At 52.8% G+C, this 17,527-nt stretch carries 13 protein-coding genes; 6 read left to right on the top strand and 7 right to left on the bottom strand.

The genetic code is table 11. The features are described from left to right. Window positions 1–78: 78 nt before the first annotated feature. Both SH139x_RS04945 and SH139x_RS04940 read right to left on the bottom strand, forming a co-directional pair. Entirely contained in the window at window positions 79–336 is a 258-nt protein-coding gene (locus tag SH139x_RS04945) for an SPW repeat protein (RefSeq protein WP_488354177.1), read from the bottom strand. Window positions 337–487: 151 nt separating this feature from the next. After that, the gene (locus SH139x_RS04940) at window positions 488–2,362 is read right to left on the bottom strand and encodes a glycerophosphodiester phosphodiesterase family protein (RefSeq protein WP_488354176.1); all 1,875 of its coding nucleotides are present in this window, start codon (window positions 2,360–2,362) and stop codon (window positions 488–490) included. Between the two features lie 223 nt (window positions 2,363–2,585). Between SH139x_RS04940 and SH139x_RS04935 the strand changes: the two genes are divergently transcribed. Further along, the gene (locus SH139x_RS04935; protein WP_488354175.1) at window positions 2,586–3,971 is read left to right on the top strand and encodes a PQQ-binding-like beta-propeller repeat protein; all 1,386 of its coding nucleotides are present in this window, start codon (window positions 2,586–2,588) and stop codon (window positions 3,969–3,971) included. A gap of 228 nt (window positions 3,972–4,199) precedes the next feature. Here SH139x_RS04935 and SH139x_RS04930 read toward each other — a convergent pair whose 3' ends face one another. Further along, window positions 4,200–4,397: a cold-shock protein gene (locus SH139x_RS04930; RefSeq protein ID WP_488354174.1), complete on the bottom strand. Its 198-nt coding sequence runs from the start codon at window positions 4,395–4,397 to the stop codon at window positions 4,200–4,202. A 310-nt stretch (window positions 4,398–4,707) separates the two neighbouring features. Between SH139x_RS04930 and SH139x_RS04925 the strand changes: the two genes are divergently transcribed. Both SH139x_RS04925 and SH139x_RS04920 read left to right on the top strand, forming a co-directional pair. Next, on the top strand, window positions 4,708–5,133 hold the full coding sequence (locus tag SH139x_RS04925) for a PGPGW domain-containing protein (RefSeq protein ID WP_488354173.1): 426 nt from the start codon (window positions 4,708–4,710) through the stop codon (window positions 5,131–5,133). A 70-nt stretch (window positions 5,134–5,203) separates the two neighbouring features. Further along, entirely contained in the window at window positions 5,204–5,914 is a 711-nt protein-coding gene (locus tag SH139x_RS04920) for a hypothetical protein (protein WP_488354172.1), read from the top strand. 22 nt (window positions 5,915–5,936) lie between these two features. On the opposite strand, the gene SH139x_RS04915 is transcribed toward SH139x_RS04920, so the two are convergent. From SH139x_RS04915 to SH139x_RS04900, 4 genes are all read right to left on the bottom strand, one after another. Continuing rightward, window positions 5,937–8,666: a cation-transporting P-type ATPase gene (locus SH139x_RS04915; protein ID WP_488356160.1), complete on the bottom strand. Its 2,730-nt coding sequence runs from the start codon at window positions 8,664–8,666 to the stop codon at window positions 5,937–5,939. A gap of 212 nt (window positions 8,667–8,878) precedes the next feature. Next, complete coding sequence (locus SH139x_RS04910; RefSeq protein ID WP_488354171.1) at window positions 8,879–11,377, bottom strand: serine/threonine-protein kinase; 2,499 nt, start codon at window positions 11,375–11,377, stop codon at window positions 8,879–8,881. Window positions 11,378–11,605: 228 nt separating this feature from the next. After that, window positions 11,606–12,250 carry an ECF-type sigma factor gene (locus SH139x_RS04905; protein WP_488354170.1) on the bottom strand — a complete coding sequence of 215 codons (645 nt, stop codon included), beginning with the start codon at window positions 12,248–12,250 and terminating at the stop codon, window positions 11,606–11,608. Window positions 12,251–12,384: 134 nt separating this feature from the next. Continuing rightward, on the bottom strand, window positions 12,385–14,661 hold the full coding sequence (locus SH139x_RS04900) for a tetratricopeptide repeat protein (protein WP_488354169.1): 2,277 nt from the start codon (window positions 14,659–14,661) through the stop codon (window positions 12,385–12,387). A 247-nt stretch (window positions 14,662–14,908) separates the two neighbouring features. Between SH139x_RS04900 and SH139x_RS04895 the strand changes: the two genes are divergently transcribed. From SH139x_RS04895 to SH139x_RS04885, 3 genes are read left to right on the top strand one after another with little or no spacing between them, the layout of a single operon-like run. Further along, window positions 14,909–15,790, top strand: a complete 882-nt coding sequence (locus SH139x_RS04895) for a sugar transferase (RefSeq protein ID WP_488354168.1) — start codon at window positions 14,909–14,911, stop codon at window positions 15,788–15,790. Window positions 15,791–15,839: 49 nt separating this feature from the next. Next, window positions 15,840–16,862, top strand: coding sequence for a Gfo/Idh/MocA family protein (locus tag SH139x_RS04890; RefSeq protein ID WP_488354167.1), 1,023 nt, complete (start codon window positions 15,840–15,842; stop codon window positions 16,860–16,862). A gap of 34 nt (window positions 16,863–16,896) precedes the next feature. After that, a complete protein-coding gene (locus tag SH139x_RS04885; RefSeq protein ID WP_488354166.1) occupies window positions 16,897–17,496 on the top strand; it encodes an acyltransferase in 600 nt (199 codons plus the stop codon). The last annotated feature ends 31 nt before the right edge of the window (window positions 17,497–17,527 follow it).

Genomic DNA, 17,527 nt, shown 5'->3' with positions numbered 1-17,527 from the left:
CGCACTAGCGTCCGGTTCCTTCGAACCATGAACTAACGCTTAACGGTTAGCCTTGCCGAAAGACTAATGTCGAGGTGCTCAAGGTTCCCACGGCACGATAATCAACAAAGCCCCCAACACCAATTTCCCCCAACTCATCCAAGTATTGCTGTGCCATTCACCAACGCGAATGACAGCCAGAATCAACACGCACAGTCCGGCGATGATGTGATTCCACATTTCACCTGCAACCCCGGTGAACCCCAGCACAAAAGGTGCTGCAATTAGCCAGACACCAGCAACTACGTTAACTCCACTGATCGCTTTTACCGTTTTCCGTTCCTTATCAATACGCATTTCAAGCACCTTTCGAAGAGACTTGGGGAGTCAACCATAACCCGCACTTCCAACAGCTAACGAATCCACTGCCTCAAACCTGGAGCACAATGCTGCGAATAGCATTCCAATCTCAAGCAAGTCTTAATGCGAAACTCCTCATATACCGCTGCTATAGCTTCGACTTTAGCTCCAATAGAGTCCTCGGATCGTCCGTATAAATTCGCTCCACTCCCAGCTCGAGCAGTTGTTGCATGCTAGCTTCATCATTGACCGTCCAGGCCCCAACCTCTAAGCCGGCTGCTTTTATCTTTTGAACCTTTCCCTCGGTAACCCCGCTGTGATGGATCACCAGCGAAGCAAAGCCGTGTTCTTTGGCGATGCGTAGATCCTCTTCGATATTTGTATCTGCCCCACGATCCCAGAAGACGGGAATTCCGGGTGCCAAAAGCTTAACCTCTGCCATGTAAGTTAGTCGACCGTCGTTAAACCCGACCCAAGATTCCGCCTCTAGACTCTTGATCAATGCAACGGCTTCAGCGACGCAATTCATCTTTGGCTGAATTGAAACACGCGTCCGCCGCTGCTGCATTACCATTGACAAAACATCTTTCAACAAAGGCATATGGGCAGGAACACATTCTTCAACAGTTTGGTGTTTGCGTTGACGAAAGTTAGTTGCGACATCAAGCTGCCGAAGTTCCGCAAAAGTCGCATCAGGAACACTCACATCAACACCCGCTGTTCGCAGGGTGCTGCGGTCATGAATGACAACCAACTCACCATCCTTGGTCTTGAAGATATCGACCTCAATCCAATCCACTCCAACCTCAATCGCACTGTTCAACGCTGCTAGCGTATTCTCAGGGAATTCCACCGAGTTTCCACGATGAGCTGTAACTCCATTGCTCAGAAATGAGCGGGCAACACCAGACCGACCAACTGGCATTGGGTTATTCGACTGAAACAATTCCAACCAACCGACCATCATCGCGTTTTTAATGGTAGCGGGCTGCTGCAGATACTCTTGTCTCGCAACACCCCAATAGAACCCGAGCCAGCCATCCGCATAGCGTGTCGATTGATCCATGAACTGAGAGAACTCCTCGAAATCGCACTTAAGGGGAAACGTTTCCTCTATCAAGACTGGCTTGCCAACGACTGCAAACTCACGCAGAGTCTCAATACTTTCGGCGACTTGCCCGCGTTCCGGGTATAGATGGACAGAGATAAAGTCAAGCTCTTCAGACACCTCGGAAGGGACAAAGCCTGAGGTGAGGCCAGCTCGGTCGAGACTCCACGGCACAAAGCCAACGGTGACTAAATGTCGCTGATCATGCTCTCTTATCGCGGCAACGAGTTGCTTGATCCACGACTTGGCAATCTCTTGACGATTACGACCCGCACGATCCAAAGCGATGAATTGCACAAAATGCTTGCCGGCAAATGCCGGCCCCAGCCAGTCTTGACGCGGAGAATCGCCACCAGGAACCACGGGTTCATTCATCAAATCATAGCAAAACACGGCGGGACTGTTGCTGCAAAGTTGCGAGACGGAAGACCAGAATGCAGCCTGCGATTGCCAACGGGCAATTTCATCGAGTTCGTCATACCATGCTGGCACGCCTTTTTTATGATAACAGCCCAAGCCAGTGATATTAAGATATAATGCATTCCGCTCAGCTAACTCAAGCAACCGCTTTAGTTGGGCAAGTGCCTGCTCACGTGGTTCCGCAGGGCTTTTCATGAATGCGCCGAACTGCAAGTGAATGCGCACGACATTGGCACCCAATTCCTTCATCTCAACGAAGTCGGATTCAATATCAGCCCAGCGCTTGTGCCAATACTCCTCAATGAGCTTCCCCTCAGTATCATGATCGTAATTGAACCCCCAAGGAACAAACTTCCGCCCTGACTCACTGAGCTGAAATCCTCGTTGTGCCGAGGCAACCCGCACCCATTCCATTTCCGCTGCCTGCGAGAGACTACAGAGAAGCACTAAAATTGTGGGTAACACCAGGTTGATGGAACAGCTAATATGATGCATTGGATTTCATCTCCATGTCGAGCAACGAAGGCGAGAATTTCGAGACCATCCTAAGGGGCCAAGCAACAGACAAGCACGCAACATCATAATTTAAATAAAAAAGCAATCCGCGTTGTCAATAGCGAGCGGGTACGCCTGCGAGATACGACGCCACCCTACAACGCGGTGACTGTTCGGATACAATAGAAATGACAGTTCCTCCCTACCTATGAAGGACCGCTTGATGCTTTATCGTTTTGCCAAAAATCCAACCAAGGATTCGGGGTGCCTGCGCGAACGCCGCGAGAGGTTCGCCAGCCGCATGCCTTTGTTCTTGCATATTTTTGCCGCAATTTCACTGATTGCTTGCTTTGCTGGCGATATCCTTGGGCAAGACTGGCCGCAGTGGCGGGGTATCGACCGCAACGCGACGATCGATGACCCGAGCTTGATGAAATCATTGCCAGTCGGGGAAATCCCGAAAAAATGGACCGTGGCCGTAGGCCCTGGCTATAGCGGCCCCACAATTGCGGACGGCCTTGTGTACTTAACGGACCGCTCCCCGGACGACGTGCGAGCCACCGAGCGCATTCTTTGCTTCCGCGCCACTGATGGAAAGCTGGTTTGGCAACATGAGTATCCGGTTCAGTACAAGATCGGTTACGAAGCCTCAGGCCCACGAGCTTCAGTCACGATTGAGGGTGGCAGAGCATTCGCCGTTGGAGGCATGGGGATGTTTCACTGCCTTGAGGCAGATTCGGGAAAAGTGCTTTGGGCACGCGATCTAAACGACCAGTATAAGATCGACATGCCTAACTGGGGTATCACCACGGCTCCACTGGTATACCGAAACAGAGTAATCCAAGTTGCTGGCGGCCCAGGAGCTTGCCTAGTCGCCCTGGATGTGAAGACTGGTAATGAAATCTGGCGAGCCCTCGATGACCGCGCTGGATACAGCGCGCCGATTTTAGTTCGCCAAGGGGAAACTGACGTCGTTGTCTGCTGGACGGGCGAAAGCGTCTCGGGAATCAACCCAACTGACGGCGACGTTTTTTGGTCAATTCCAATGCTGCCGAGGAATATGCCAATCGGCGTGCCGACGCCGGTGATCCAAGGAACCAAATTGTTTGTTTCCTCATTCTATGACGGTTCTTTGCTAATCGATCTTGCTGCGAATCAACCAAAAGCCACCACGGATTGGCGAAGAATTGGGATCGACGAGCGAAATACGGACGCCCTGCACGCAATGATTTCCAACCCAATCATCAAGGGCGACCACATTTACGGAGCTGACAGTTACGGCGAATTTCGCTGCCTAGAGCTAAGCACCGGCGACCGCGTCTGGGAGGATCTCTCGCTGGTCCCCAAAGCTCGCTGGGCCACAGTCCACATCATTCGCAACGGAGAGGATGAAATTATTCTTAACGACCAGGGTGAACTACTGCTGACTCGCCTGTCGCCGCAAGGACCTCAAATTCGTTCACGCAGCCAATTGATAAAGCCTACCCGACGACAACTCAATCGGCGCAACGGCGTCGTGTGGTCCCATCCTGCAATCGCGGACGGTGTGATTTACGCCCGCAACGACGAAGTACTCATAGCCGCCTCACTGCGGGCTGCTGAGGAATAAAATTCCGCGAGGAAAGAGCTTAAGGTAGAAGTTCAACTGAGAACATTCTCCGCTGCCAGACCTAACTATGGTTGGCTGAGCAGAGAATATTCAAACAGTTAGAAAAGCCCTTGAAATTTTATTCGGCACAGAGTTCGCACGCTGACCTAAATCAGACGATGCGAACTATGTGATTAGTGCTTTTAGATTTTCTGCACTCAAATTAGTTTGTCAGAACAAACATTGAGATTAGAGAGGGTTAACGTTCTCGGCGCAGGGGCCTTTCGGTCCGCGGCCTTCATCGAATGATACCTTTTGGCCTTCACGCAATTCTTCAAAGCGAGCACCAGAAACGCTTGATGAGTGAAAAAACAGGTCGTTTTCCCCACCAGTACTGATGAATCCAAAACCCTTGTCGGTCAATTTTCTAATCGTGCCTTCAGCCATTTGTACATTCTCAAAGTTACTGCATGAAGGGACGTCGTAAAGCATACGGTTGCCCACTGGCCGCCCCCAAGATTGCCAGAGTCTATCGCCTGGGAGCACACCACGCAAACGGTTTACTTGCACATTTGCCTGTCAAGTAATCGAGAGAAATCAGAAAAGGGTCAGAAAACTGCGATTTCCCCCTATATTTTCGATTTTTAATTCCTAGCAAACGAAAAATTCAATGCGAACCGACGGGAATTTTGTACCATTTTAGGAGCAATTCCCCCAACTTAGACTCCGTCCGCAAGTCGACGATGGATTAGTTTTGATGAATTTTGATTCACGTTGGGTATGGTGGCTCGCTGCCGGGTCCGTTTTGATGTTCTTTGGATCACTGCTCGCAATCCCGCCGATTATCGTGCGGCTTCCCGCTGATTACTTCAACCATGATCGCAGGCACCGGGCGAAACCACGTGGTTTTGCTCTTTTTGTCTACTACGCTTGGCTGCTGGGCAAAAATTTAGCCGGCGTGGTCTTCGTGCTGATGGGGATTGCCATGCTCGTGCTCCCGGGGCAGGGGATCATCAGTATTTTACTGGGACTCACGTTGATAAATTTTCCAGGCAAGTTTCGTTTGGAGCGATACTTGGCGACTCGGAAGCCGATCTTGTCCACGATGAATTGGCTGCGGAATAGAGCGAACCGTCCACCGCTAGACCTCCAAGCCCCCACGCCGGATGCTCAGTCACCCTAACAACGCCCTCTGCTAGCTGATAAACTATCGTCAAGTACCAGATGCTTGCCATTAACGATAGGAGTTCACAATGCCAGATACCCCCAATCCTTTCGCACCTCCCAGCGAGACCAGCGAATTAACCCTGGTATCGCCTCTGGAAAACATGCAAGCTTTGGCCAGTACCGAGCGGGGACTGCAGATCACGTTTTACGGGTTGATGATCGTGATTCTGTCCTATTGCGCAGCGATCGTAGCCGTCTTCGGTTTTCCTCCCCTCGCAATCGCCATTGGTTTAATCCTGCTGATTGGCCTGCTACTGCTCATCATCGGACCGCTGGTCTGCTTGATGACACCGGCGGAAACAGGTGCGAAAGGCATGATCATCACTGCGGTCGTCTGCCAATTACTCGCATTGACTTTATCGCTTGGGGAAGGCATTTCAGGAATCATGTTTGATTCATTCGCTAGTCAAATCATTAATTTATCGGAGGCTCTGCTAGCTCTTTTATCGGTGATTATGTTCGTGTTATTTATGATGCGAATCTCGACATATTTAAAACGCCATGATCTACGAGACAAGGGAAAAACCATATTAATCGCTGCGGGCATAATCACCATCTTGGCAATTGCGAGCACAGTTTTCCAATCCTTCAGTAGCGACTTAGAAATCATCCTTCTGGCAATGGTTGGTGTCGGTTCGCTGTTAGTTGCCATCATGTTTACAAGCTTGATTTATCGCGTCTACAAGGCCATCAGTATCGCCCGCGCCCAATCACTACCAAGAACAGGAGCAATGTAGGTACTTCGTTCAAAAGGCGACGCTAATGTTTTCGCCGCACCCAGCGACGCCGCAAACTTTTTTCCAGCCCAACCACCACGTAAGTTGCGAAGGCAGTCAGCAGAATTCGCCCCCAAGCCTCCCAGCCAATCGGCGCGCTGGAGAACCAGAGGTTGAAGATGGGCAAGTACGTGAAAGCAAGCTGGAGACAAATCATGCTGGAAACACCGACCGCAATCCAGCGATTCGTAAATAATCCAATTTGAAACATCGATTTGGTCAGTGAGCGACAGTTGAACAAATAAAACATTTCAACCATGACAAACACGTTTACAGACACGGTCCTGGCCTCCGCTGGGGAGTATCCTTGGCCCAAAGCCCAATCAAATGATGCGAACCCACCAACGAGCAAAATCAGAGCCACAATCACGATTCTCACGATTAAGGCACCAGTCAACAGCGGCACCTGAGGGTCTCGCGGCGGCCTCTGCATGATATCAGGCTCTTTGGGTTCAAACGCCAACATCAGCCCTAACAGAACCGCGGTGGTCATGTTGATCCAGAGGATCTGAACCGGTAAAAGTGGCAAAGTGACGCCAGCAAAAATGGCCGTCAGGATCAAGAGCCCCTCGCCCGCATTGGTTGGCAATGTCCAGACGATAAATTTCGTGAGATTGTCAAAGACGCTGCGTCCCTCTTCAACAGCAGCCTTGATGGTGGCAAAGTTATCGTCTGTCAACACCATATCGGCAGCTTCCTTTGCCACCTCCGTGCCCCCCACGCCCATGGCAACACCAATGTCGGCCTGCTTCAGCGCGGGCGCATCGTTTACCCCATCCCCAGTCATCGCGACCACATGCCCGCGAGTCTGCAAAGCTCGCACCAGTCGCAACTTTTGCTCGGGGGTAGCCCTCGCAAAAACGACTACGCGGTCCACGAGGTCTGACAATTCATCATCGTTGCACTCCGCAAGCTGACTGCCAGTCACTGAAACAGACTGGGCTGACTCCCACGAGTCCAAGCCGTCAATACCAAGCTTGCTTGCGATGGCACCAGCGGTCACCGGGTGATCGCCAGTAATCATCTTGATGCGAATTCCCGCCTCCTGACATGCCCGCACAGCTTCGATTGCCTCAGGACGAGGCGGATCGATCATGCCTTGCAACCCTAAAAAAATCAGTCTATCAATGTCGGCATGGCCAATTTCGGCGGCCCCGACGGGCATTTCACCTGCAGCGAAAGCCAACACCCGCAGCCCGCTGGCTGCCATCGCCTCCTGCTGGGCCAATACTTGTGCCTCGTCAATTTCAATCCGTCGTCCCTTGTCATCGACCATTGAATGGCACTTTCGCAACACAACCTCCACCGCACCTTTCACAAAAATCACTCGCGAATCATCCGCCACGCCAGCATGCAGGGTGGCCATGTATTGGTACTGGGACTCAAAAGGAATTGCATCCAAACGCAAGTATTTTGACAGCTGAAAATCATCATCAATGCCAAATTTCCGCGCGGAAACAATGAGCGCTGCTTCCGTTGGATCTCCTTCGACTTCCCACTGCTCTTCTCGCAATAGCAACGCCGAGTCATTACACAAAAATCCACACATCAAACATTGCTGAAGCGCGTTTTCGGCCGCGCCGCCACCCTTGCTGGCCCGGGAAACAGGCTGTTGAGCTTTGTCCAAGACTTGCCCCTCATGGGCATAGCCGGTACCGGTGAGGGTGTAATGCTGGCGGCCAGCCCAGACCGCGTTTACCGTCATCTGATTTACCGTTAGGGTGCCGGTTTTATCGGAGCAGATTGTGGTCGTGCTACCCAAGGTTTCCACCGCGGGTAGCTTGCGAATGACTGCTTGACGACCCGCCATGCGTTTGACACCAATCGCCAACGTAATTGTGACCGCCGCCGGGAGTCCTTCCGGAATGGCTCCGACGGCCAAGGCAACTGCTGCCATAAACATGTCAAAGGCTGACTGCCCGCGAATTACTCCGACAACGAAGGTGACAGCGGCGAGTACAAGAATCACGACCAGCAACAACTTACTGAAGCTGGCAATCTTCCTCGTCAGCGGAGTCTCCAACACATCCGCATTGGAAACCAGCTCTCCGATCCGTCCAACTTCCGTATGGACTCCGGTGGCGAAGACAATCCCACGACCTTGTCCGTATGTCACCAATGTTGAAGAGAAAGCCAAGTTAACTCGGTCGGCCAATGGTTCCGCAGCGTCCAAGCGAGCTGAACTTTTCTCGACCGGCACTGATTCGCCGGTTAATGCCGATTCGTCAATCTGCAACTCGCGACAATGGAGCAGACGCATATCTGCCGGCACCTTATCACCCGACTGCAAGACGACAATATCCCCCGGCACGAGTTCCGCCGACTGCACATGATGCAATTCGCCGTCCCTCAGCACGCGAGCCTCGGTAACCGACATCTTGGCTAACGCTTCCAATGCCTTCGCCGCCTTCGATTCCTGCAAAAAACCGATCAACGCGTTGACCAACACGACTGCAAGGATAACTCCCGAGTCGATCCATTCGCCTAACGCTGCCGTGACGACGACAGCAGCCAACAGGAGATAAATCAGAGGCTGATTAAATTGCAAAAAGAGGGTCAGGAGCAGCCCTTGAGATTGCTGCGCGGGCAAGGCGTTGGGGCCGAAGCGTGCTTGACGCTTGGCCACCTCCGGCAATATCAATCCGTGCTTGTCGTCACTTTCCAGAAGGGCGACCACCCCTTCACTGGTCATCCCATGAAAGTCCTGTTCCATGAATTCGTTGCTCAAGGGCTCGCTCCAAAAACGTACCGACATCCACAAGTAATTTAGTGAATGCGATCGCCGCCGCACAGACGCTGGCCTACGCTCGATGAAAACAAGCTGGCATGGCGAACAGAGCTTAGCAGACACGTGCCGTCAGCAAGCGAGAGAAACCGCCTGCGTTCCCATGGACGAAAACGACGCCGGTCAGCATCAGCGTCAGGTCAGGGTGCACGCAATTCCTCAAGACGCTCAAGTGCGATTTGCGCCTTTTCATGATCGGCGCCATACTCGGCGACAACTGCTTGGTAAGTCGACACCAAGATTTCCTCTAATTCCGCCGTTTTTCCCACCGCCGTCATAACGGGAATGAGGTAACTCTCAACACCGATCGTATAGGAGGACGTTGGTCCGTATAGCTCTTGATGACTCCGCCAACAGGCCCACACATCCGCCTCCGCCTTTTCATAGGCTTCAGCTGCCAAGAGCATGCGACACAGTTTCCGATGCGCGGACAAAGTAAGACGATGCAGCGGCCCTAAATACTCCTGACGTCCAGCGAGACCTTTTCTCAGCATGACTTCGGATTCCTGATAACGTTCTAGCTCATCCAACAATACCCCGTATAAAATTTGCACGCTATATAAATAATCACCTTCAGGCTGCGACTCATGCAACGCAAGCGATTGCTTAAAACTCCGTTCGGCGGCATCAAATTTCTTCATGCGAAGCTGTAGGTCGGCCAAATTGCCGAGTGGTATTGCCCGATCGATCGCTTCCGTTGCGGGGTCTTTCGCTTGCAACGAGATCAACTGCAGATACAATGCTTCGGCCAATTCATACTCACGAAGTGCAGTGTGAATGAGTGCCAAACCATTCATGGCGTCTAGCGTATCGGGATGGTCCTCACCGAGCAGCTCGCTGCGTCGTTGAATGACTTCGCTTCGCAGAGCGGCAGCCCTAAGTAAATCTTCCTCGCCACCAAGTTTCCTGAGCGAACCACTCAGCCGGCTTTTATACTCAAGTAATTCCAGTTCATCTTTCGACGAGGATGCCAACCAAGCAGCGAGTGCAAGCTCATGTTGCTCGACAGCCAACTCGGGCTCACCGAGTTCTCGATACGTATCACCCAGAGTTAAGCGAACTGAAGCTTCCAAAAGAGGTTGGTCGGAAAAATTCACAGCAATCAATGGGACCGCTTCATTGATCGCTGCCAGTAAAGTGACTGTGCTACCGCTTTCGCCAGGGCGAGGAGTTGCCAGCACTTGATTAAGAAAGTCATTAATTCTGCGAGTCGCCTCCGCTTCTTCCCGGGCGGAAATTGCGGCAGCCTCGGCGACTTGAGCCGCCTTTAAAGTCTTATTTGCTTGCCAGGCGAAGGCGAACATCCCGACTAGGGCTACCGCCACAATTCCCATCGCGGCAGACAGTAGAATTCGTTGTCGGCGACGACTTTCTCGACGCTGCAGATCTTGTTTCGCCTGCTCGATTTCCAGCTGAGTCACGCGGCGTTGCGCATTGACCAGATAGTTCGATATAGCCGCGGCGACGACTCCCGCATCGCGGGGACGTTCCGCCGGATCTGGACTTAAGCAATGCTGACACAACTTTGCCAATTCCACATGAGCACCTTGTTCACGCAAACGGGCTAGCGCAGGCTCCAAGACACCTGCCGCGCGACGGGCGACAATCTGCTGGGGATCAATATCTTGGTCAATCCTTTCGCCCAAGAGAATTTGGTAGAGAATTACCCCAAGGCCAAATACATCCGCCCGCGCATCAACTTGCTCCAGTTGCCCGCGGGCTTGTTCAGGAGCCATGTAATGCGGTGTCCCGATGATATCGCCGGCCGATGTCAATTCGGCGGCGTGCGGAGTCTCACTGACGCTGAAATCGAAAGTGTCGTGCGGGGCAACCGGTGACTCCAACTCCTGCATCTGATCGAGACGCTTGGCCATTCCCCAGTCCATCATTTGGACCTCACCAAAGCGACCGATCATGATGTTGTGAGGTTTTAGATCGCGGTGCACGAGCTTTTCAGCATGGGCAAAGGCAATCGCTTGGGCAACTTGCTCGAACCACCCGAGTGCCTCAATGGTATCGTAAGCGTTTGCTCGCTGAGAACTTAACAGTTCCTCCAAGGTTTTGCCCTGCACGAGCTTCATCGAAAAGTAAAATTCACCGTTATCAAGCTGACCGTGCTCATAGATCGGGGGAATACCAGGATGCTGCAAACTGCCCGTCAGTAAAGCCTCCCGTCGCAACCTTTCGATAGCCGCGTTTTGATCCCGAAAAGGCGCCCGCAGCAGCTTGATCGCGAGCGATCGCTGCGAATGCTTATCGAACACTCGCCATATCTCACCGATCCCCCCCCGTCCCACCTGATCAATGAACTGATAGCGTGTGGAACGGCAGGCCGAGGTTTCTGATTGTGATGGAAGCTTGCGGAAGACTTCGCCAACAACTTTTAGATCATCCTCCTGGAGCACGCTTTCGTAATCGGACGGCGACGGTTGTTCTCCCCGGTCCCGCCGCAACTCGACGTCCAAGCCGATAATTTCCAGCAATAACCAGTGACGTTCGGCTGGCGTGTTTGCCGTCGCTGCCAAGCCGGCAATATCACGATCAGCGGTGACCTCAGGATGCTCATAACGCGTACACAATTCCTCGATCCGCCGCAATTCAGCGATAGACAATGATGTTGCCGCGACCGTCGGAGCCATCGCACTAGTTCCTTTACCGTTGAGTCTTCGCCATCGAACAAAGCCATCCGGCGATTGATTTCCATGCTGAGCCGCAACCCAAAAACCACTCGAATAACCGTTGGCAGTTTTGGCGTCAGCCAAGTATCTTTACTGTTTTGACAAGAGGCAGAAGGCTGCCAATCTGGTGTCGCCAAAGAGGGCTGGCGACCGCCAAAATTCCGCCCATGATTTGTTGGCTGAACTGATTCAAGATGAGTTGTCCAGTTCTCGGGTCCAAATTGTGCGAATCAGATTTAAACGACGCTCCACAGAACGCCGCGCGCATCCAACGCGTGCCGCAATCTCCTCGACCGCGTAGCCCTCAACGCGAAGTATCGCGATCGCCCGCAAGACGTCATCGTCCAGAATATCGAACAGCTTTTCACACTGATTTGTAAACTCAACCAGCTCAGCTGGGGTGGGCTCGGCCGCGGGAAAGTTCTGCAAGCCACTGGACACCTCGCCACCATCTGCCGAAATGAACACGGACTCCCCACTAACCTTTCCGCTACCTCGTTTCTGCCGCGTCTCTCGGCGAATCTCGCCGGTAGCTTTTCTAGCAGTGATGCAATACAACAGTTTCCATAATTCGTCTCGTCCCTGAATTTGCCCAAGAGAGCCCTTGGCCGCCCCGAAGCAGAAGCTTTTGAACGCACTCAATGCAACGTCCTCCTCATCCAGGACGCGCCGCAAACCGGCTGGCAACTTTCCCCGCGAATAGCTCAACAAACGTGGAAAACAGTACGCCCAGAGCTGTTCCGCAGCTTCTGCATCTCCGGTCTCCAATGAACGAATCCACATCGTCACGTCGGAGCCATCACGCTGGTCAGCGTTAGCGGAATTACCTGGCATCAGACTGTTCAGGGAAAGTTGGCAACTTACTTAGAAATTCGGTGATGGGTTTCAGCGGAACTAAAATTCTAGCGAATTTTCCGGCAATGCCCAAACGAACTCCTCGAGTTCTTCATAATCGTCAGCCTTGGTAGCTAATCGCTGCCTATCGCTGCTGCCTCAGCTTGGTAGGCAGCCAGCTGTCGATCAATCCTATCAACAAGTTCCGGGGCAGCCTGCAAAGCGATGACGCGGGCTTTGCCGGCAGCCGCTTGGGCTCGGGCGAAATCGTTAGCTTCCGCGCTGGATTCCGCCAACACCATCCAGGTATCCAAATTCTGCTTACCGCTGAGCTCAACGGCGAGTGTCGCATAGCGGACTGCCTCCAGAGCTTTCCCCGACGTGCGAAGGGCAGCGATCATGGCGTCGATCGCACCAACATGCAATGGTTCAATCTCCAAGGCTCTCCGCAGGCGAATAATTGTTTGCTGATAATCCCCTTGATAGGCCGCCAAAAGACCCAAGTGATAATAGATTTTTGCCTCATAAGGTTCAATTTCCAACACCTGTTCATACAACGACTGGGCCTCAGCAAACCGCTGATCACGCATCGCAATCCAAGCCAACATGCCGAGTCCATACGCATCATTAGGATCATACTTCACGACTTTTTCCCAATGCTGACGAGCGGCCGCCACATCACCCAGTTCCGCCAAAGCCGTCCCCAATCGGCCATGAGCCACAGCGTCATCTGGCTTGATAGCGATAACCTGCCGCAGCACCTCCACGACTTCAGCAAACCTTCGCTGTGACAACATCAAGTTTGCTTGAACTCGCAGATCCTCGAGAGCAACTTGGTCGGCCACAGCCTGCCGCAAGGCCTCTCGCACATCCACTCGATCATCAATGCGAACAGCTTCTCGACAGGCGGCGATCGCACCTAATAAGCGATGTTGTTCACGACACGCCTCGGCCTCGGCAAGGTAATGTTCAATCAACGCGTCGGTCAGTTGCTCAGCTTGCTGCTGGGCAGAAGTTTCAGGTTGGCTAGCATACCAATCACGCAGAACTTCTTTGCGAGCGGCGGGGTAGATAGCGATTTCGTGCTGCCAACGACGAATCGGAGTCACAAAGCTATCCTCTTCGGTCTGAAAGTTGACATTAATTTTGATATAGGGAGGCATGTGGCAATCAATGCAAAGGTCTTTCACGGGGGCAGGCAAATTATCTCGGTCGGTACAATCCGCCGATTGATGGCATTGAAAACACGCCTCCCGTGCTGACAGCGGTGCCGAGGGTTGATGATGGGGGTCATGACAAGTGATGCAGGTCATCGATTCGTGTTGCTGGAAGCACTTGCTGCGCCGCATGAACTTTGTCTGATTGGCAACATGATCATCCTCATGATGCTCCGTTGTTAGGGCCAGGAAAGACTCGTCCAGTGGCTGGCCGGGGCGATGACTGAAAGCCAGCTTGCGCCGCTTCATGGTGTTGCTATGACATTGGCTGCAGACCTCGATCAATCCCTCTCGATCCAATTTTCCAGGATGCACGATATGCTGGGAATCCACTTGTTGTGAGCTATCCTGGTGTGCCGCCACGTGTTCGGCCCCAGGTCCGTGACAAGATTCACAAGTCACCCCCAAAATTGCGCCCTCGCGCTGATATTGGTTCGCAGTACCAACCACGTGATTGACCCACGTGTTATGACACTCCAGGCAGCGTACAGTCAGCGGCCTCGAGTGATCACCAGCTGAGTTTGGATCAAAGTGACTGGCAGCCCACTGCTGACTGGGATACAGCCAAGCCATCGGCAACTCATACATCCAACCATCATCACGCCAGCTGAGAAAGACATCATCAAATTTACCACCTGAACCAAGCACAAGGTCGAAGCGTGAACTGTGGTCCGGTGAAGTTGATTCCGAAACACCCTCCGCCCGCTGGAAGGTATCCATCCAAAACTGGTCGTTTTCGCGCCGCATTTCGAATCTCAACTCCGCATGACGGGTCTGGAAAACTGACTTAAACTGGTCAGCCTGATCGGCAACTTCACCAGCAAATGCGAAGGCCCTAGGCATCTCTTCCGCTAGTACGGGTCGGCAAGCGCGGAAATGGCGACTCTGGCTCACCGCCACGTAATTTTCCGCGTGACATGCTTGACACGCCGCCGGCCCCACAAAACCTGGATTGCGAGAAAGGACCAACGATGCACTGTCACTTTCAAACCAATTCCCCGCAACTGTTTCATTTCCCTCGGGTCCAGCACGCTTACCCTTGGGTACAGCACTTGTGGGTACAGCACTTGCTTCTGGTCGCTGGCTCGTCCACCACCAGGCGACACCCAGCAAGACGGCAGACACTCCCCCCAAGACTACAGTGGCAAACACCCAGCGGTTGCGATGAAAGTGAACCGCCATACAAACAGCCATGGAGCGTCTCTTAAAATGACTATGCATATTGCCCGCCCGAAGAAGAAAAGTGCTCCCTCGTGAAAACACGCGGAAGATTTACCGTTATTCTAACCCCCTGTCTCACCATAAAGCGACAACGCAAACAGAAGAACACACATCTGGGGGGCCATACAATCGGAACCCAAGGCATGTCAGGCGAGAAGCCAGGGAAATTAAGCGGAGTTTAACGCCCAGCTTTCTAGCACTTTTGAAATCCTGACTTATAATGAGCCGCGGTCAACGATCGCCCCCCCTGCCACTGACAAGACTTTTTCAGTCAAACGGCTGCGTTCCACGCAGTAAAGCGTTGATCTTCGTTGCGGGTCTCTTCTCCATCAGGGACTTCCCCCACCGTCCTCCACAGAATCCGATGAATTTGCATTTGCGAGATTGCGATCAAGCAATACTTACGGCCCGGCCAACACCGAAAGAGTCTGGGCTCATTGAGGCGGCTGATGCGAGGGTTTACTCCACAGAGGAGGGGCCTTTGGTCTGGCGAAGCACCCCATTTTGGAAACGCTGCTTTGACATAGTATTCGCATCGATAGTACTGATCGCAATATCACCACTGCTTATTGCAATCACAATCTTTATCCGCCTGGTATCACCGGGGCCTGCGTTGTTCAAGCAATCACGGATCGGAGGCATGGGGGAAGATTTCGTTATTTTTAAATTCCGCACGATGCACCCGCGACAACCACAACAGACTGATTCGGAGCATCGTGCTTACGTGGCCGATTTAGTTGGCTCGCGAAAAGCTGCGGCGAAGCCACAGTACGGACATCGCTTGATTCCCTGTGGGCATTTCCTCCGTGCCCATTCCCTCGACGAGCTTCCGCAACTGCTCAACGTGATTCGTGGTGACATGAGTCTGATTGGTCCACGACCGGACGTGTTGAGTTGGGAAGACTATCCGCCCTGGCAGCGACACCGATTTGAAGTGCTGCCGGGCATTACGGGGCTGTGGCAAGTCAGCGGCAAGAACGCGTTGAGTTTCGACGAGATGGTTGAGCTGGATTTGGAATACATCCAAAGACGCTCAATCAAACTGGATGCTTGGATTTTAGTGAAAACAGTTCGCCTGCTGCTTTCCGGACAGAACAACTAGCTCGACTTTATTGAATTCCGTTTCGCACTATTCTTCCTAGAGTTTCAACATGATTCGCGTTGGTGTCGTCGGCCTCGGATATTGGGGACCTAACTTGGTTCGCTGCTTTTCCGAGCTCGGAGGTTGCAAAGTCACGTCAGTTTGTGACCAAAGCTACGACCAATTGCTGAGAATAAAAGACAGGTATCCAGGCGTATATCCAATCGAGAATTACCAAGCGTTGCTCGAGCGTGACATCGTTGACGCAGTCGTGATCGCGACGCCTACAAAGTCGCACTTCGACTTGGCTGCGGCCGCTCTGGAGAACGGGCTGCATGTATTTGTGGAGAAACCGCTAGCGCAGACGGTCGAGCAGTGTCGTCAGCTGATCGAACTGGCCCGCATCCACCAGCGGACATTGTTCGTCGGGCACGTTTTTTTGCACTCTGCTCCTGTTTTGAAACTACGAGAGTTAGTCGACGCTGGCGAGTTGGGCAATGTCAATTACATCAGCAGTCGGCGATTGAACTTGGGGCCCGTCAGACGCGATGTCAGTGCGCTTTATGATCTGGCGCCGCACGATATTTCAATGATGATCTACCTGCACAACAGCTTGCCGGAGCGGGTGAGTTGCACCGGGTTGGCTCATCTAAACCAGGGAGTTCATGACGTTTGCAATCTGTCGCTGCAATTTGCCGGCAATAAAATGGGCATGATTCACGTAAGTTGGCTTGATCCCCGCAAGGAACGTGTGCTGACGATTGTCGGTGATAGGAAAATGGCCGTTTATGACGACCTCGATCAAGAAAAAATCAAAATCTATGACAAAGGGATAGCGGCTCCTTTGCCAGCGACTGATTATGCTGAGTTCCAGTTCTCCTACCGCTACGGTGGTAGCTACAGCCCATACGTGCAAGAAAGAGAACCGTTAAAGGCGGAGTGTGCTGATTTCATCCGTTGTATCCAAGAGGGCGCAGCCCCCATTACCGATGGCCAGAATGGTCTCCAGGTGGTCGAGGTTTTGGAAGCAGCCCATGAATCGCTGATGAACAATGGTCGCCCGGTAGAGCTACAGGCCACCGCGGACGTTTAAGAAGTTTTCCAGGCGAGATACCTCAAGTTTTTCCATGGCACATCATCCGTTGTCGCTGGTTGAGTCCGATCAAGTTGGCGTTAACACTCGGATATGGGCGTTCGCGCACGTCATGGCTGGTGCACGCTTGGGGGCCAACGTGAACGTCGGTGATCACGCCTTTATTGAGGGTGGCGCGGTCATCGGTGATAACGTCACGATTAAAAACCAAGTCTGCATCTGGGACGGCGTGACAATCGAAGATGATTGTTTCATTGGACCACGAGTAACATTTACGAATGATCGACACCCACGATCGCCACGGATGGCGGAGGTAACGAATCGTTACGCGAGCCCCGAGAGTTGGCTTTGCAAAACAGTGGTCCGGCGAGGCTGTGCGATCGGGGCAGGCGCGATCATCTGCCCGGGGATAACGCTAGGCGCGTACAGCATGATCGCCGCTGGTGCGGTGGTGACTCGAGATGTCGCTCCGTTTGCGCTGGTCATTGGCTCACCAGCCAAGCACTCCGCTGACGTCTGCGTTTGCGGCCAACGACTAGCAGGCAGCTTCCAACAAGCCACCTGTACTCATTGCGGGGAAGACTGCCGGCAACGACAGTCGCGGTTGACAACCGCCCTCTCGACTGAGCGTTAGCCTCTGATGTATCGGCAGTCCGCAGTGTTGT

Origin of the sequence: Kothea flammea (assembly GCF_052161645.1) — a bacterium.
Taxonomy (GTDB): domain Bacteria; phylum Planctomycetota; class Planctomycetia; order Pirellulales; family Pirellulaceae; genus Laterigemmans.
The sequence above is the reverse complement of the archived record's forward strand: the minus strand, read 5'-3'. Positions and strand labels throughout refer to the sequence as shown.

What these genes read in the sequence shown, in the direction of transcription:
- SH139x_RS04945 (WP_488354177.1), bottom strand. Translation starts at nt 336, where the DNA reads ATGCGTATTGATAAGGAACGGAAAACGGTAAAAGCGATCAGTGGAGTT.
- SH139x_RS04940 (WP_488354176.1), bottom strand. Translation starts at nt 2,362, where the DNA reads ATGCATCATATTAGCTGTTCCATCAACCTGGTGTTACCCACAATTTTA.
- SH139x_RS04935 (WP_488354175.1), top strand. Translation starts at nt 2,586, where the DNA reads ATGCTTTATCGTTTTGCCAAAAATCCAACCAAGGATTCGGGGTGCCTG.
- SH139x_RS04930 (WP_488354174.1), bottom strand. Translation starts at nt 4,397, where the DNA reads ATGGCTGAAGGCACGATTAGAAAATTGACCGACAAGGGTTTTGGATTC.
- SH139x_RS04925 (WP_488354173.1), top strand. Translation starts at nt 4,708, where the DNA reads ATGAATTTTGATTCACGTTGGGTATGGTGGCTCGCTGCCGGGTCCGTT.
- SH139x_RS04920 (WP_488354172.1), top strand. Translation starts at nt 5,204, where the DNA reads ATGCCAGATACCCCCAATCCTTTCGCACCTCCCAGCGAGACCAGCGAA.
- SH139x_RS04915 (WP_488356160.1), bottom strand. Translation starts at nt 8,666, where the DNA reads ATGGAACAGGACTTTCATGGGATGACCAGTGAAGGGGTGGTCGCCCTT.
- SH139x_RS04910 (WP_488354171.1), bottom strand. Translation starts at nt 11,377, where the DNA reads ATGGCTCCGACGGTCGCGGCAACATCATTGTCTATCGCTGAATTGCGG.
- SH139x_RS04905 (WP_488354170.1), bottom strand. Translation starts at nt 12,250, where the DNA reads ATGCCAGGTAATTCCGCTAACGCTGACCAGCGTGATGGCTCCGACGTG.
- SH139x_RS04900 (WP_488354169.1), bottom strand. Translation starts at nt 14,661, where the DNA reads ATGGCTGTTTGTATGGCGGTTCACTTTCATCGCAACCGCTGGGTGTTT.
- SH139x_RS04895 (WP_488354168.1), top strand. Translation starts at nt 14,909, where the DNA reads ATGAGCCGCGGTCAACGATCGCCCCCCCTGCCACTGACAAGACTTTTT.
- SH139x_RS04890 (WP_488354167.1), top strand. Translation starts at nt 15,840, where the DNA reads ATGATTCGCGTTGGTGTCGTCGGCCTCGGATATTGGGGACCTAACTTG.
- SH139x_RS04885 (WP_488354166.1), top strand. Translation starts at nt 16,897, where the DNA reads ATGGCACATCATCCGTTGTCGCTGGTTGAGTCCGATCAAGTTGGCGTT.